The organism is Amycolatopsis sp. NPDC034160, from assembly GCF_055575355.1.
The window spans coordinates 134,309-149,293 of record NZ_JBVISU010000021.1 but is presented as its reverse complement, the minus strand read 5'-3'; the positions used below and the strand labels follow the sequence as shown (position 1 = coordinate 149,293).

General features: G+C 67.7%; 14 protein-coding genes and 1 pseudogene. 5 read left to right on the top strand and 10 right to left on the bottom strand.

Annotation, left to right across the window (positions count from 1 at the left end; all coding sequences use genetic code 11):
- Positions 1–102 precede the first annotated feature (102 nt).
- The gene (locus ACZ54P_RS32535; protein ID WP_465465423.1) at positions 103–1,056 is read right to left on the bottom strand and encodes an alpha/beta hydrolase; all 954 of its coding nucleotides are present in this window, start codon (positions 1,054–1,056) and stop codon (positions 103–105) included.
- A 288-nt stretch (positions 1,057–1,344) separates the two neighbouring features.
- Here ACZ54P_RS32535 and ACZ54P_RS32530 point away from each other — a divergent pair, with 288 nt between their 5' ends.
- The 4 genes from ACZ54P_RS32530 to ACZ54P_RS32515 all read left to right on the top strand — a co-directional run bounded on the left by ACZ54P_RS32530 (position 1,345) and on the right by ACZ54P_RS32515 (position 8,003).
- On the top strand, positions 1,345–2,253 hold the full coding sequence (locus tag ACZ54P_RS32530) for an alpha/beta hydrolase family protein (protein ID WP_465465422.1): 909 nt from the start codon (positions 1,345–1,347) through the stop codon (positions 2,251–2,253).
- 162 nt (positions 2,254–2,415) lie between these two features.
- Entirely contained in the window at positions 2,416–3,933 is a 1,518-nt protein-coding gene (gene glpK, locus ACZ54P_RS32525; RefSeq protein ID WP_465465421.1) for a glycerol kinase GlpK, read from the top strand.
- 71 nt (positions 3,934–4,004) lie between these two features.
- Positions 4,005–5,591 carry an alpha/beta hydrolase domain-containing protein gene (locus ACZ54P_RS32520; protein ID WP_465465420.1) on the top strand — a complete coding sequence of 529 codons (1,587 nt, stop codon included), beginning with the start codon at positions 4,005–4,007 and terminating at the stop codon, positions 5,589–5,591.
- Positions 5,592–5,699: 108 nt separating this feature from the next.
- Positions 5,700–8,003, top strand: a complete 2,304-nt coding sequence (locus tag ACZ54P_RS32515) for an ATP-binding protein (protein WP_465465419.1) — start codon at positions 5,700–5,702, stop codon at positions 8,001–8,003.
- Positions 8,004–8,256: 253 nt separating this feature from the next.
- Here ACZ54P_RS32515 and ACZ54P_RS32510 read toward each other — a convergent pair whose 3' ends face one another.
- From ACZ54P_RS32510 to ACZ54P_RS32500, 3 genes are all read right to left on the bottom strand, one after another.
- Positions 8,257–9,075 (bottom strand): alpha/beta fold hydrolase, encoded by an 819-nt coding sequence (locus ACZ54P_RS32510; protein ID WP_465465418.1) that lies wholly within the window; start codon positions 9,073–9,075, stop codon positions 8,257–8,259.
- The gene (locus ACZ54P_RS32505) at positions 9,072–9,590 is read right to left on the bottom strand and encodes a PadR family transcriptional regulator (protein ID WP_465465417.1); all 519 of its coding nucleotides are present in this window, start codon (positions 9,588–9,590) and stop codon (positions 9,072–9,074) included. Before ACZ54P_RS32505 ends, ACZ54P_RS32510 begins: the two co-directional genes overlap by 4 nt.
- A 152-nt stretch (positions 9,591–9,742) precedes the next feature.
- Complete coding sequence (locus tag ACZ54P_RS32500; protein WP_465465416.1) at positions 9,743–10,645, bottom strand: NmrA family NAD(P)-binding protein; 903 nt, start codon at positions 10,643–10,645, stop codon at positions 9,743–9,745.
- Between the two features lie 97 nt (positions 10,646–10,742).
- On the opposite strand from ACZ54P_RS32500, the gene ACZ54P_RS32495 reads away from it, so the two are divergent.
- On the top strand, positions 10,743–11,297 hold the full coding sequence (locus ACZ54P_RS32495) for a TetR/AcrR family transcriptional regulator (RefSeq protein ID WP_465465415.1): 555 nt from the start codon (positions 10,743–10,745) through the stop codon (positions 11,295–11,297).
- Between the two features lie 330 nt (positions 11,298–11,627).
- Here the strand turns inward: ACZ54P_RS32495 and ACZ54P_RS32490 are convergent.
- From ACZ54P_RS32490 to ACZ54P_RS32465, 6 genes and pseudogenes are all read right to left on the bottom strand, one after another.
- Positions 11,628–11,753: pseudogene (locus tag ACZ54P_RS32490) on the bottom strand (hypothetical protein); the annotation flags it as partial.
- Positions 11,746–11,874, bottom strand: a complete 129-nt coding sequence (locus tag ACZ54P_RS32485; protein WP_465465414.1) for a hypothetical protein — start codon at positions 11,872–11,874, stop codon at positions 11,746–11,748. The pseudogene ACZ54P_RS32490 and the gene ACZ54P_RS32485, both read right to left, overlap by 8 nt.
- A 136-nt stretch (positions 11,875–12,010) precedes the next feature.
- Entirely contained in the window at positions 12,011–12,331 is a 321-nt protein-coding gene (locus ACZ54P_RS32480; RefSeq protein ID WP_465465413.1) for a hypothetical protein, read from the bottom strand.
- 5 nt (positions 12,332–12,336) lie between these two features.
- Positions 12,337–12,942, bottom strand: coding sequence for a LysE family translocator (locus tag ACZ54P_RS32475; RefSeq protein ID WP_465465412.1), 606 nt, complete (start codon positions 12,940–12,942; stop codon positions 12,337–12,339).
- Between the two features lie 61 nt (positions 12,943–13,003).
- Complete coding sequence (locus tag ACZ54P_RS32470; protein WP_465465411.1) at positions 13,004–13,924, bottom strand: ornithine carbamoyltransferase; 921 nt, start codon at positions 13,922–13,924, stop codon at positions 13,004–13,006.
- Positions 13,925–13,972: 48 nt separating this feature from the next.
- Positions 13,973–14,983, bottom strand: a complete 1,011-nt coding sequence (locus tag ACZ54P_RS32465; RefSeq protein ID WP_465465410.1) for a pyridoxal-phosphate dependent enzyme — start codon at positions 14,981–14,983, stop codon at positions 13,973–13,975.
- Positions 14,984–14,985 lie beyond the last annotated feature (2 nt).

The window sequence follows — 14,985 nt, the reverse complement described above, 5'->3', positions numbered from 1 at the left end:
CGAGGACCACGGCGGCGATCACGGCCAGGTACAGGTAATGCATCTTGTCTCGGCGACGCGGCGCCGCTTCGGGCGTTGTAGGCACCTTTGCCTCCGAGCGTGTCATCGGGCGCGCCCGTTCCACGAGGCGGCCATGAAGTCCAGTGCCGCGTGCAGCCCGCTGGTCCAGTAGGACCACTCGTGGGCGCCTTCGCGCGCGATGAAGTGATGGGGCACGGATTTGCGGGTCAGGGCGGTGTGCAACTCGACATTGCCGAGGAAGAACTGGTCGTACGAGCCGCAATCGAGGAACCAGGCGGTGCGGGACATGTCCGCGGTCGAGGACCGGGTGATGGTGTCGAGCAGGTTCCACTGCCGGTAGAGCGGGTTGGCAAGCCGGGCACGGCCCCGCAGATCCGGGCCCCAGGCACGCGCGAAGCGCCAGTTGTACTCGTTGACGGGCAGGGCCATCATCTCCTCGGCGGTGCGGTGCCCGACGCTGAAGCCGAACGCCGCGGCGAACAGACCAGGCCGCCGTAACGCGAACGACAGGGCGCCGAAGCCACCCATGGACTGGCCGCAGATCCCACGACGGGCGGCGGTGCCCCCTGCCCCATGGGCGTTCTCCACGTAGGGAATGAACTCGTCGAGGAACATGGCGGCGTAGCGGAACGTGCCGTCGGCGTCGTCCATGTAGTAGGTCACGAGCTGATCAGTCGAGGATCTGGTGGTGTCGCGGCGCGCGTCGGGCATCACGACCAAGGTCGGCGGTAGCCGTCTGGCCGCGATCGCCGCGTCGACGGTCTCGCGGACCCGGCCGAGCTGCATCCATTCGGCGTGATCCCCGGTGAGGCCGTGCAACAGGTACAGGATGGGGTAGGTCCGTGCGCCACCGCGCCGGTAGCCAGGCGGCGTGTAGAGCGAATAGGGCACGTCCGCCCCCAGGATCCGGCTTCGCATCCGGAGGACCGCGGTCTCCCCCTTCGCTCGGTCCGTGGCCTCGGCACTCGCGTTGCCGAAGAAGGTCGCGGCCGTCGCGGCCGTCGCCACGCCTAGCACAGTTCGTCGCTGAACCATGTGATGTCCTCATTTCGGGATCTCGCTCGCTCTCGAACGCGAGCCGCCGTAAACATACGCAGTTCGACTATGCCGAACAAGAGGCAGTTCCAGTTCCGCATTCCTGTCTCGACCACAGGTCAACGACCGACAGCCAGCAAGCCTGCCCGAAGTCGACCCAAATTGTTCGACATTGTCGAACAGTGTTTCTTGGCGGCAACCGGCTGCTATGGCAGGTTCAGGCTGGCCGCCGGGAGCCGGGATGTCCGGGTCTGCGCGGTCAGGTGCACTCAACGAGGAGAAAACTTGATGCGACTCCAGTTCACGACCCGCAGGAGCGCTGCGGTTCTGTCGGCGGTTCTGGCCTGTGCCGTGATCGGCGGTACCGCCCACGGTGCGACGCCCGCGCCACAACCGGCCGCGTCGGTGGCCGCCAACGCCTACGAGCGCGGCCCCGCACCGACCGAGGCATCGGTTCGTGCCCCGCGGGGCACGTTCGCCGTGTCGTCGGTGACCATCGCGCGGTCACAGGTGACCGGGTTCGGAGGCGGGACGATCTACTACCCGACCGACACCAGCCAGGGCACCTACGGCGGCATCGCCGTCGTCCCGGGGTACACCTCGCCCGAGAGCGCGATCGCGTGGCTGGGGCCGCACCTGGCGTCGCGGGGCTTCGTGGTCATGACCATGGCGACGATCAACACCCAGGACCAGCCCACCTCCCGCGGCAACCAGTTGCTCGCCGCCCTGGACTACCTCACCCAGAAATCCCCGACCCAGGTTCGCCAGCGCCTCGACAGCACCCGGCTCGGCGTCATGGGGCATTCCATGGGCGGCGGCGGCACCCTCTACGCGGAATCGATCCGCAAGACCATCAAGGCCGGCGTCCCGCTGGCCCCCTACAACCAGGACAAGACGTGGGAGTCGATCACCACACCCACCCTGCTTCTCGCCGGCACCGCCGACAATGTCGCCAGCATCTCGCAGCACGCCCGGCCCATGTACAACAGCATGACCAGCGCCCGTGAACGCGGTCTGATCAACGTCACCGGCGCCGATCACGGCACCTTCACCAGGGAGCACCCGGTGATCGGCAAGTTCTCCGAGGCCTGGATGAAGCGGTTCATCGACAACGACACCCGCTACAACCAGTTCCTGTGCCCCGCCACCACCGGCAACGGTGTCAGCGAGTTCCAGGCGACCTGCCCGATGTCCTGATCCCGCAGGCTCCTCGTTGGTGGCTGCCCGCCCCTCAGGGAGCGGGCAGCCACCGACTCCACTACGTACGTGGCGATCTCCGTAGCCTTCCGGATTCCGAAACCACCGGGAGGCCCGGAGACTGACGGTCTCTCTGTCCGGGCAACCCCCTTGCGAGGAGCCATGATCCCCGTCCGAGCCGACCGACGCGGCCGGTATGTCGCGGCCATCGACCAGGGCACGACCTCGAGCCGCTGCATGATCTTCGATCGTCGCGGCGGTATCGTCTCCCTCGCGCGCCGGGAGCACCGTCAGATCTACCCCCAGCCGGGCTGGGTGGAGCTCGACCCGCAGGAGATCTGGACCTGCGTGGAACAGAGCGTCAAAGAAGCATTGGCCTATGCGGGGATAACAGCGTCCTCGCTCGCCGCCATCGGTGTCACCAACCAGCGCGAAACAACCTTGGTGTGGGACCGGGCCACCGGGGTCCCGGTGCACAACGCCGTCTCCTGGCAGGACACCCGAACCTCGGCCACGATCGAGACCCTCGCGGCAGGATCCGATATGGACCGTTTCCGCGAGAGATCAGGTCTCCCGCTGACAACGTACTTCTCCGGTCCGAAACTGGCGTGGCTGCTGGACAACATCCCCGGCCTCGCCGCGCGTGCAGAACAGGGCGACGTGCTGTTCGGCACCATGGACAGCTGGCTGATCTGGAACCTCACCGGCGGACTGCACGCCACCGACGTCACCAACGCCGGCCGCACCATGCTGATGAACCTCACCACTCTCGACTGGGACGAGAGCATCCTGCGGGAATTCGGGATTCCCCGGGCCATGCTTCCCGCCATCCGGCCGTCGTCACACCCCTACGGCGTCGCCACCGGAGTCCTCGAGGGCGTGCCCGTCGCGGCCGCACTCGGCGACCAGCACGCCGCCTTGTTCGGCCAGACCGCGTTCTCCCGCGGAGATGTCAAAAGCACGTACGGCACCGGCAGCTTCCTTCTGCTCAATACCGGACACGAACCGGTGCGATCCGCGCATGGGCTCCTGACCACAGTGGCGTTCCAGCTCGATGGCCACCCCGCGTCCTACGCGTTGGAAGGGTCGATCGCGGTCACGGGCGGACTGGTCCAATGGTTCCGCGACACCCTCGGCCTCATCCACACCGCCGCCGAAATCGAAACCCTCGCCGCGACCGTCGCCGACAACGGCGGCTGCTACATCGTCCCCGCCTTCTCCGGCCTGTTCGCCCCGCACTGGAACGCCACCGCCCGCGGCGTGATCACCGGACTGACCGGGTACGTCAAACCCGGCCATCTGGCCCGCGCCGCCCTGGAGGCGACCGCCTGGCAAACCCGCGAAGTCGTCGACGCCATGCGCGCCGACACAGGCACCACCCTCACCGAACTACGCGTCGACGGCGGCATGACCGCCGACAACCTGCTCATGCAGCTCCTGGCCGACACCCTCGGCATACCGGTCAGCAGGCCGACCGTCGCCGAGACCACCTGCCTCGGCGCCGCCTACGCCGCCGGCCTCGCGGTCGGCTACTGGGCCGACCTCGAGGTCCTCAGGAGCAACTGGCACAAGGCCGCCGAATGGCACCCCCGCCTCGACGCACAGCTCCGAGAACGCCGCTACCGCAAATGGCGCAAAGCCGTCCGCCGCAGCCTCGACTGGATCGACGAGGACGACTGACACCCCCTGCCTGGCCATCGGGTCTGGGCACTCACCTGACACCACCGTCCACAACCGCAGCAAGGAATTCCATGCGCACCAGATCCGCACTCCGCCGCGGTCTCGCGGCCGGCCTCCTGGCACCAATCCTGGCCGGCCTGATCTCCGTTCCCGCCGCGGCCACGCCGAGCGGTGTCCTGCCCAGGGTGACCGGCCCGATCGCCCAGGACAGCCGGTCCCATGCCTTCGGCGCCGCAGCCCACCAGGCCGTCCCGGAAAACCTCGCCGCCGTCGGATACACCGAGGCCGAGTACTTCATCAGCGGCAAGGCGAACGTCTACACCTGGCCGGCGGGCGGCCCGGCCGCCGTCCGCACCCCGAATGCTCCCTACACCACACGGCTACTGGTACGGAAACCCGCGACGGGCAAGCGATTCAGCGGCAAGGTCGTCGTGGAGATGCTCAATCCTTCGAACTTCTTCGACCTCAACATCGGCTGGGCGATGCTGCGCCGTCAGCTCATCGCCGACGGCGACGCCTGGGTCGGGATCACCATCAAACCCGTGTCCGTCGCCGCGCTCCAGAACTTCGATCCCGTTCGCTACGCGCCGCTCTCCCTGGCCAACCCGCTACCGATCACCGATCCGGCCAATTGCGCCAACCCGCTCTCGCTCTTTCCCAGTGACAGCTCCCGCAGCACCGAGAACGGCCTGGTGTGGGACATCTACAGCCAGGTCGGCGCTCTCCTGCGCAGCAACCGGACCGACAACCCTCTGCGGTACCAACAACGCCACAACCCGCCGGTCCAACGGCTATACGGGTTCGGCTACTCGCAAACCGGCGGATACCTCTACAACTACGTCAACGGCATCCAGCCCCTCGTGGTTCGCGCGACCGGACGCCCGCTCTACGACGGCTACCTCGTCGCGGTCGCCGGGGGCTCCTTCGTGGGCGCCGCACCGATGAACCAATGCGACCCCGCACCACCCATCGGTGACCCCCGCAGGCAGTTCGACCACGCCGGAACACCGATCCTGCATCTGATGTCCCAATCGGACTACCTGCTGGGAATCGACTCCCGACGCCCCGACAGCGACATGCCCGGCGACCGCTACCGCGGTTACGAGATGCCCGGCGCCGGCCACGCCACCCCCGACGAACTGCACGCGTCCGCCAAACCGTCCGACATCGTCAAAGCCGGACGGCAAGTACCGGCCCCCGGCTGCGATCAGGGACCCCGCAGCCCGTTCCCCAGCCAGATCTTCTTCGACGCCGCGCTACGCAACCTCGACCACTGGGTCACGGGGAAAGCGATCCCGCCTCGCGCCGCCCCCATCACCGTCCACAACGGAACACCGGCCACCGACCGCTTCGGCAACGTCATGGGCGGCCTGCGCTCCCCCTACCTCGACGTGCCCACCGCCACGTGGTCGGGAACATCCACCGGCCCCTCCTTCTGCGCCATCGCCGGACACGTCACCCCGCTGCCGGCCGCCACCCTCGCCCAGCTCTACCCCACCCACGACCACTACGTCCGCCAGGTCGCTGCCAGCACCGCCAGCCTGGTCACAGCCCGGTACATCACCCCCGACGACGGCGCCCGGCTGATCCGGGAAGCCATGCGGGCCCCCGTCCCCGCCGACCAGGTCCCGGTTCCACGTCAGCGACCCCGGCGTTGACACCGCGGACAGGTCGGCCCTCCTCAGGAAAAGGCCAGATCGCGCGTAGCGTCGGCTATCCGGTCACGAACCTGTCGTCTGCCCGGCGGTGCCGTACGATTCGGCCGCATGTACTGGCTCGCTCGCCGCGCCGACGACACCGGGCAAGGCCACTTGACCAGCTATTTCGGGCGGGACACGGAAGGTGCCGAGGTACGCCGGCTCATCGGGGCCGGACGGCTGACCACCTTGACCGGACCGGGAGGAGTCGGCAAGACCCGGCTGGCGATCACGGTGATGCGGCAGACCGCGCCGGACTACGCGGGCGGCGCGGTGTTCGTCGGTCTGGCCGAACTCCGCGACCCCGCTTTGATCGCCAACCTCATCGCCGACCGCCTCAGCCTGCACGACCGGCCCGGTGAGACGACCCTCGACACCGTGCTCGCCCACCTGCGGAATCAGGCGCTTCTGCTCGTGCTGGACAACTGCGAGCACGTGATCGGCGCGTGCGCCGACGTGGTCGAGGCCATCCTGCGCACCTGTCCGGGCGTCGTCGTGCTGGCCACGGGGAGGCAGTCCCTCGACGTCCCGGGCGAGCGGGTACTGCCGATACCGCCGCTTCCCGTCCCACCCGAGGCCGGGTCCGACGCGCCCATGGACTTCGCCTCGGTCCAGTTGTTCCTGGACCGAGCGCGAGCGGTGGTGCCCTCTCTCCAGGTCGACGAGGACACGATCGCCGACATCGCGCTTCTGTGCCGGCGACTGGACGGTCTACCGCTCGCCATCGAACTGGCCGCGGCGCGGCTACGTGCGCTGTCACCGCGGCAGATCGCCGACCGGCTGGACCGAGGTCTGCCGGTGCTCACCACCGGTCCGCGCACCGCCCCGGAACGGCAACACACCCTGCGCGCCACCATCGACTGGAGCTACCGGCTGTGCTCACCGGCGGAGCAGGCCATCTGGCGGCAGGTCTCGGTCTTCGCCGGCAGTTTCGAGCTCGCCGCGGCCGAGTTCGTCTGCACAGGGACCGACGCTCTGAACGTGCTCGATCTGATCGACGGTCTGCTGGACAAATCCGTGCTCCTGCGGGAAGACCACGGCGACGTCGTGCGGTACCGGCTGCTGGAGACCCTGCGCGAGTACGGTCACGAGTTGCTCACCGAATCCGGCGAACTGACCGAGACGATGCGGCGCCACTGTCAGTGGTACGACCGGCTGACCGCGCAGGCCGAAGCGGAATGGGTCAGCGCCGCACAGGACGGCTGGGTGACCAGACTGAATCAGGAGCACGCGAATCTGCGGGCCGCGCTGGACTGGGCACTGCGGCAACCAGATGAGGCCGTGTCCGCGCTGCGGATCGCCACCCGGCTCGACGAGTACTGGACGCTACGCGGATCACTCGCCGAAGCCCGCACATGGCTCGAGCGGGCACTCGCCAAGACACCGGCCGACCATCCCGACCGCCCGATGGGTCTGGCAGTCTGCGCGCTGCACGCGCTCTGGCAATTCGACGTCGAGAACGCCGAGACACTGCTGACCGAGGCGGACACCCTGCTGACAGCGACCTCAGCGGAACCAGCACAGACCTTCGTCCAGCATGTACGCGCGTTGGGTGCGATGTTGCAGCGGGACTTCGAGTCGGCCGCCACGTTGTCAGCCGCCACCGCAGCATCTTTTCGGGCCCAAGGAGATCTGCGCCGCGAATTCCATCCACTGTTCATCCTCGGCGTAAGCACCTCTGTACTCGGAGATCTGGACCGGGCACGCGAGATTGTGGGACGGATGCTCGCACTCACCAGAGCAGCGGGCGAGGCGTACTACCTCAGCATGGCCGAGTACGCCTGCTCATGCGTCGAGGCACTCTACGGCGACGCCACAATCTCCATGGAAGCGTCCCGCTCGGGTCTGCGAGCAGACCTGCGAATCGACAACCGCTTCGGCGCCGCCCACCACACCGAGATACTGGCATGGGTGGCCGCACGGCAAGGCGACCACCTGCGGTCGGCGATCCTCTTCGGCGTCGCCGCCAAGCTCTGGCACCTCGTCGGGTCCTCCGCCGAGGCGGCAGGATCTCTTGCCGTGCCACATTTCGACCACCTGAACAAGGCGCGCGAGGCCCTCGGCGAAGCCCGCTTCGACCAGGCCCGTGCCGCCGGCGCGGACCTACCCGACGACACGGCAATGGCCTACGCGCTCGGAAAAACCATTGCACCCGCGGACTTGGGCTTACCGGGCGAATCGCTCACCACCCGCGAACGAGAAATCGCTTCCCTCGTCGGCGCAGGACTGTCCAACCGCGACATCGCCGCGATCCTCGTCATCTCCGTCCGCACAGTGGAAACCCACGTACAGAACATCATGACCAAGTTCGGCGTGAGCAACCGCACCCGGATCGCCACCTGGATCACCTCCACCGACGCCTCGCCGAACTGACGTCGCCGAGGACTTGGTGAGTGAGCCGGTGCCGACGTCGCCGAGGTAGCCAGTTCCCCGGGGAGCCGCCCATTTGGCCGGTCCAGCAGATTTCCGTGACGCACCGTATTTTTCGAAGATGCTGGGACACAACCGGACCAGCAACGTCCGCTCATGCCGATGGGGGTGCGTCGGCTGGTGCGGCGGTCTCGCTGGCCATACGCGTCGCGTTCCATGGCAGTCCGGCCGAGCGGCTACCGGTGGAGCCACTGCTCTACCTGGCCGGAGTGATCGGCGTCGGTGTCATCGCGGTGGCTACGATCGCCCTCACGAGACGCGGATCCACGGCTCCCTCGAGCCAGGCACGAAGAACTCCGTTGAACAGTCCCGCGTCCTCCACATTCCAGATGTGATGCATCCCCGGCACGAGCCGGGACCGCGTCTGCGGCGCGACCCGCGCGATTTCCGCGAGGGATCGTCGGACCGCCGCGGAATCCTTTTCCCCCACTGTCGCGAGCAGCGGCCCGGTATAGCGACGTAATTCCGCGGGCACCCCGCCCGCGCACACCTCGGCGGCCATCGCGGCCATGGTTTCGCGGCGCACCGAGAGGCCGTGCTCGACATATCGAGCGCGTGCGTCGCCGGGAATCCCGAAGACAGCGGCTTGGGCTCGCCAGAACCAGCGAGCTCGGGAGAACGCCGACTGCAGGCCGCAGTACAAGCGCATCCCGGCACCGGCGGGCATGAGCGGCGCGCTGGTCAGGAACGCCGAACGCACCCGGTCCGGGTGACGCGCCAGCACGCGCAACGCCGTGAGGGCGCCGAGGGAAAGGCCGACGAGATCGAACCGACCGTCGACCCCATGACCGGCCACTCTCGCGACGACGTCGTCCGCCACCCCGTCCAGTCCCGGCCAGTCCTCGCGGACCCGCTCTCCGAATCCCGGCAGATCCGGTGTGAGCACCGTCCGATCCCTGAACGCGGACAGCTGCGGCTCCCACATCCAGTTCGCGACATTGCCGCCGTGCAGCAGTACCACCGGCTGCCCCGCCTCGGCCGTCCCAGCGGAATGCGCCTCGGGGAACGCGCTCACGCGAGCTCCTCCTCGAGCGTGTCCAGCCAAGCCAGTTCGACGCGCAGGTGCGCGATCCCATTGTCCAGTGTGGACAGTCGCAGCCGAGCCGCCCGGTCAGGCGCCCTCGACTCCGCTCGAGTCCGTTCGAACTGCTGCAGCCGAGCCTGGATCTCCTCGCGATGTACCGCCAAGAGAGAGCGGAAGGCGTCATCGTCGAGATCCGCACCGAAGAACACCCGCGCGAGGAACGGATCGCGTTCGACATGACGCTCAGGCTCACTCACCAGCCACTCGGCGAGCGCCGTCCGCCCCGCGGCGGTGATGCGGTGTTCCTGCCGGTCCGGCGCCCCGGAACCGGCCACCTTCTCGACGTCGGCGAGCCCGTCCGTGACCAGGCGGGCGAGGGTGCGATAGATCTGCGCCTTGTCCGCAGCCCAGAAATGCCCGACGGTCGACTCGAAATGGCGCTTGAGGTCGTAGCCGGTCATGGGCGCGAGGGCGAGCAACCCCAGGATGAGACGGGAGAGAACCATGACCCTAGTAGACAAGTCTTCTATAGGACTTGTCAACTAGGTAAGGTGCACCGCTTCGTCGGGTCGCGCTACTTCGATGCGACCCGCCCGAGCCACAAACATGTGGAGCAATGTTCCGCTTCTTCGAACGTCCGTTGAAGCGCGATCACGCGCTACGCGAGGTACGTGCGCGCCCAGGTCACGAAGTCGGTGAGCGGGATGCCGAACTCTCGCGCGTAGCGTGGCCGACCCGGCTGGCCCACCACGTTCAGCCACTCGTGCGAAGCGCCCATCGGCGGCATTCCGGCCGCGACCGCCTGCTCCACGGTCATGTCCGGGGCGGGCAGCCGCGTGCCCAGCACGCCGGAAAGGACCTCGGCGATCTCCGCCATCGTCAGGAAGTCGCTCGCGAGCTCGAGTTCGACGCCGGAGAACCGCTGCGGTTCGGCGATGGCCGCGGCGGCCGCGGCGCCGATGTCGTCCACAGCCACCAGCGAAAGGGACGTCGACGGCTTGATCACGCTAACCAGGCCACCGTCGATCCCGCGCGGGAACAAGAACTTCATGTCGGGCAGGAAGTTCTCCATGAAGAAGCCCGGCTTGAGCAAGGTCCACTGCGGAAAGCCCGCCTCGCGGAGGCGGTCCTGGATCGCAGCCTTGGCGCCCAGCGTGGGTTTCATCGAACTCCAGCGCCCCTCGGCCCATCCGTCCGCGTCGACATGCTGACCGGCTCCCGAAACCGAGGTGTGCACGAACTGCGGCACTCCGGCCGCTTTCGCGGCTTCGATGAGGTTGACGCCTTGAGTAACTTCCCCGGCGAAATCGAACCCCTCCGCACGCAGGCCGGGCATCTGCACCGAGAAGACGGCACGGGCCCCCTTGGCCGCCCTGATCACGGAATCGACGTCGTGGAGATCGCCGACGACCAGTTCGGCACCGAGTGCTTCGACGGCTTTCGCCCTGGCCGGGTCGCGCACCAGCGCACGGACGGGAACGCCGGCCGCGAGCAGGGCACGGGCGGTCGCACCGCCCTGCCTGCCAGTGGCTCCGGTGACCAAAACGGGTGCTGAGGACATGTCCGCTCCTTCAGGCAACTAAGTGGCGGGGGCCGCCACTTATTATCCGCTACGATATGGCGGGGCCCGCCACTTACGCAAACACCGAGGTGAAGAGTTGTCCGACGGCCAGCGCGCCGACGCACGGCGCAATTACGCGCGCATCCTCGCGGTGGCCGAGGAGGAGGTCGCGGCCCACGGCTCCGGCGCCTCCTTGGAGCAGATCGCGCGGACCGCCAACGTCGGCTCGGCGACCGTGCGCCGCCACTTCCCCACCCGCCGGGCCCTGCTGGAAGCGGTCTCCGCGAAACGGATCGCGGCGCTGTGTGCCCGCGCCGCCGAACTGACCGCCGAGGACGACAGCCGGAAGGCGCTCCTGACCTGGCTCGACGAGGTCGTCACCTACTGCGTCTCCGCACGTGGCCTAGCGGCCGCGCTCGCCTACGACGGCCCCACGCATGAGAACTCCTGCTCCGCCGCCATCGAGGAAGCCGGAGCCCCGCTCCTCCGGCAGGCCGCCCGGGACGGCGCGGTGGCGCCGAAGGTCACCGTCACGGACCTGATCACGCTGATCGTCGGCATCGTCCTGGCCACCGAGCACCACCCGGATCCGGCCGCACAGGCGGACCGGCTCTTCCGGCTGGCCGTGACGGGCTTGAGCCCGCGCACGTGAAAGGGGCCGGAGCGATGTCCCGCTCCGGCCCCTGAACGGCCTCCCCTGCCTCGTACCGCGGCGGCCCGGCGAGACCACCGCCGGAACCGGTCCGCCGTGGATCACGAACTGCGATCCCGGCCAGGAGGACTCGGTCGCGAAGTTCGGGTGCCCGAACGTCCGCAGCCGGTCGGCCTCCAGCAATTCCCCTTGGTACCGCGCGGATTCCGCTTCGTACTCGACGTACGGCACCGCCGCGCCGCGGCCGACCACGACCGCCCGCGAAAGCCCTTTGTTGGCCTCGTTGGCCGTCGCGGTCAGGGTCGCACCGCCGTTGAGGGCGGTCCACGTACCCGAGATCGCGACGTTCGCCGTGGCACCCGCGGCGATCACGCCGGTCGCACCGGTCAGCGTGGTCCCTCCGACGACCAGCCGGGGCACCGAGGAGCCCGCCTCGCTCGTACCGCGGTTATGCACCGCCACGATGAACGAGACCGCCGCGCCCACCGCCGAGGTCGGTGAACACCGTGCCGTCGGCGCTTCCGCGCACGGTCAGCGTCTGGGTCCGGGATTCCCAGGCCGACGGGAGTTTCAGCACGATCCGCGAGAGCGATTTGCCGGCCCCGAGGTCGGCCTGTATCCACTGCGGGAACGCGTTGTCGCCGATCTCCAGTAGCTCTCGCTTCCCATACCGGCAGCCCAGAGATCGGTCAGGGCGCCGGGCGGGAACCGCATCACCGGAATCGGTTGTCGCGCACCCCTGGATAGCTGTCGCGAACGGCAAAGGTCACTTCGCCGACCAAAGCACGAGCCGCGCCTAGAGCACTGTGCAATGTTTCGATGTCGCATTCCGTTCCGCCCTGCCGGAGCTTGATGAGGGATACAGCGCACGTGAGAGCACTGTCCACCGCGGCCATCAGCGGATCACCGGATACTCGCAGCGCACCCCGGGCTCGTTCGACCGCGTCGACAGCGGAGCCGATCTCGACGACCGTGTCCTTCGGCCGAGCTGATCCGTCCGGTTCCGGCGAAACGCCGGGCGACAACGCCACCATCACCGTCACACCCCCGTCAACGCCATGACTCCGAGCCCCAGCAAGATCACTCCCACCAGCGAATCCAACGACCTTTTGACTCGCGGTCGATTCAGGACCGGGTGAAGACTCCCGGCCGCGAACGCGAACCCGAACAACCACAAGGCGCTCACGGTGACATAAATGGCGAAAAGCACCAGTTGGTCACCCAAGGTCGACGAAGCCGAATCCGGCAGGAACTGCGGAAGAATCGACAGATAGAACAGGCCGATCTTCGGGTTCAAGCAATTCACCAGCAGTCCGCGCATGAAGAAACCCGCGCGCCCGCGGCCGTCATGCTTCGGCGCGGCCGAGGCCGCCGAGATCGCCGAGCGCAAGGCCATGATCCCGAGCCAGATCAGGTAAGCCGCGCCGACCACTGAAACGATCCGGAAAGCCGTGCTTCCGTCGACCAGCAACGCCGACAGCCCCACCACCGACGCGATACCCCACAGGAAGATGCCGAGCACGACCCCACCGGCGGTGCGCACCGCCGCGGGGCGCCCGGCGTCGGCGCTCGTCTGGAGCAGCAGCGCCTGATCCGGCCCAGGCACGATGACCACCACCACGGCCGCGGCCGTGAAGGAAAGCACAGTAAGAATAGTCAACGGACTCCCCCGTGTTGTTCGCTTGCGCTCTGTCGCAAGCCTGCTTCTACGACTCGCGGTATACCCACTCCAAGACGGCGACCGCGCTGCCGTACTTCATACGCGCCTGTTCCCAGGCGATCGAACGATCTCCGTCGAGCACCGATCCCTTGACCTCGTCACCGCGGTGCGCCGGCAGATCGTGCATGAACACCGCCTTCGGCCAGCGGGACATGACCTGGTCGTCCACATGGAACGGACGGAAGTCCTCCCGCCAGTCCGCACTCGGCTTCGCTGTACCCGTGGTCTGCCAACGAGTCGTGTAGACGACGTCAGCCGCGATGTCGACCGTATCGAGGTCGTGGGTCTCGACGATGCGGGAACCCGAACCCGCCGCCTTCTCCTGCAGCGAGCCGAGCAGCGCGGCGTCGAGCCCGTACCCCTTCGGAGTGGCGAAAACCACCGTGACACCACGATAGGTGCTCAGGATCTTCCCGAGCGCCACAGCGGTGTTGTTCCCCTCGCCGACGTACAGCACCGACACGCCGTCCACCTGGCCGAAGTGCCGGAGTATCGCCGCCGCGTCGCAAACGCCTTGAGTCGGATGCTCCTGCGCGGCCATCGCGTTCACGACGGGCAAGCCGCCGCTGCGGGCCACCAGCCGCATCTCCTCCAGCGGGCCCGCGGTGCGCATCACCAGGCCGTCCAGCATCACACCGAACATCCGCCCGGTGTCGTGCAAGGACTCCCCGGTGTTCAACTGGAGGTCAGCGGGACCGTACGGGACGACCGAAGCCCCGAGCCGTAACGCGGCTGTCGTGAAAGCGGTCCGTGTGCGCGTCGAGGTCTTGGCGAAATAGGTGCCTAGCACCTTACCGGACAGCTTTTGTTCCATCCGCTCCGGTCGCGCGAGTACGTCGACCGACCGTCCGACGATTTCGTGCAGCTCATCGATGTCGACATCATCGAGAGAGAGAAAACCCGCCATGCGGTGCACCTGCCCATCAGCTGAAGGATAAACGGTCGTCTGTCGTAGTCAGGTCAAGATCAGCGAATTGTCCACGACTTTCGTCGAGCACACTTCCGGGAATCTCACATCCGGTCTCACGGTCAATTCTTTGGCGCGCCGCCAGTCTGGCGAATAGATCGTGTCCTCGTATCGGTCGCCGCCGTCAGGGCAGACGACGACCACGTTCTCGGCTCCGAGACCCTCACTCATCCACCGCACGGCACCGGCCACGGCGGCTCCCGAACTGCCGCCGATCCGTATGCCCATCTCGCTCGCGACCCAGTCGCACGCGGCCACCGCCTCGCGTGCGGTCACCTTCACGTTCAGGCAGTCACGCCCGGAGACGAAGGTCGAAGTCCGACTCGCGCCGATGCCGTTCAGGCTGCGAGCCGCCGGCGGGCCCCCGAGTGCCACCGATCCCACTTCGTCCACCGCGACGCAACGCCAGGGCAGCCTGTCGCGCTTGACGTAGTCCGTGAACCCGCGGAGGGTCCCTCCCGTCGACACGCCGAGGAAAACGTCGAGCTCGCCGACGGGAATGGCGGAGTGGATCTCCGGGGCGGTCCCCTCGGAGTGCGCGCGAGGGTTGGCCGGGTTCTCGTACTGATTCGGCCACACGAGGGCGTCCTCGACCGTCATCCGGTCGCGGATGTAGGCGAGCCTGGAAAGGAGGTATCCGCCGGTCTCGTCGGGATTCGTCACTTCCACGATCTTCGCGTCCGCGCTCCGCATCTGCCGGACGAGTTTGCGCGACGTCCGCGGGTCGACGACAGCCGTGAATTCCACACCGCAGATCTGGGCGTACCTGGCCAACGCGACGCCGAGGTTCCCGGACGTCGACTCGATGATCCCCCCGCAGAGGATTCCCGACGCGAAGATCGAGGAGAGCAGGGAGTGCGCCACTCTGTCCTTTATGGACCCGAACGGGTTCTCCTGTTCCAGTTTCAGCCAGAGATTCGTCGTTCTGCCGTGGTACCTGGTCACCGCGTTCAACATCGGCGTCCTACCCGGCACCGGGCCACGCAGTTCGATCAGCAACG

Coding starts and splice junctions, on each gene's coding strand:
- ACZ54P_RS32535 (WP_465465423.1), bottom strand. CDS start 1,056: ATGGTTCAGCGACGAACTGTGCTAGGCGTGGCGACGGCCGCGACGGCC.
- ACZ54P_RS32530 (WP_465465422.1), top strand. CDS start 1,345: ATGCGACTCCAGTTCACGACCCGCAGGAGCGCTGCGGTTCTGTCGGCG.
- glpK (WP_465465421.1), top strand. CDS start 2,416: ATGATCCCCGTCCGAGCCGACCGACGCGGCCGGTATGTCGCGGCCATC.
- ACZ54P_RS32520 (WP_465465420.1), top strand. CDS start 4,005: ATGCGCACCAGATCCGCACTCCGCCGCGGTCTCGCGGCCGGCCTCCTG.
- ACZ54P_RS32515 (WP_465465419.1), top strand. CDS start 5,700: ATGTACTGGCTCGCTCGCCGCGCCGACGACACCGGGCAAGGCCACTTG.
- ACZ54P_RS32505 (WP_465465417.1), bottom strand. CDS start 9,590: ATGGTTCTCTCCCGTCTCATCCTGGGGTTGCTCGCCCTCGCGCCCATG.
- ACZ54P_RS32500 (WP_465465416.1), bottom strand. CDS start 10,645: ATGTCCTCAGCACCCGTTTTGGTCACCGGAGCCACTGGCAGGCAGGGC.
- ACZ54P_RS32480 (WP_465465413.1), bottom strand. CDS start 12,331: ATGGTGGCGTTGTCGCCCGGCGTTTCGCCGGAACCGGACGGATCAGCT.
- ACZ54P_RS32470 (WP_465465411.1), bottom strand. CDS start 13,924: ATGGCGGGTTTTCTCTCTCTCGATGATGTCGACATCGATGAGCTGCAC.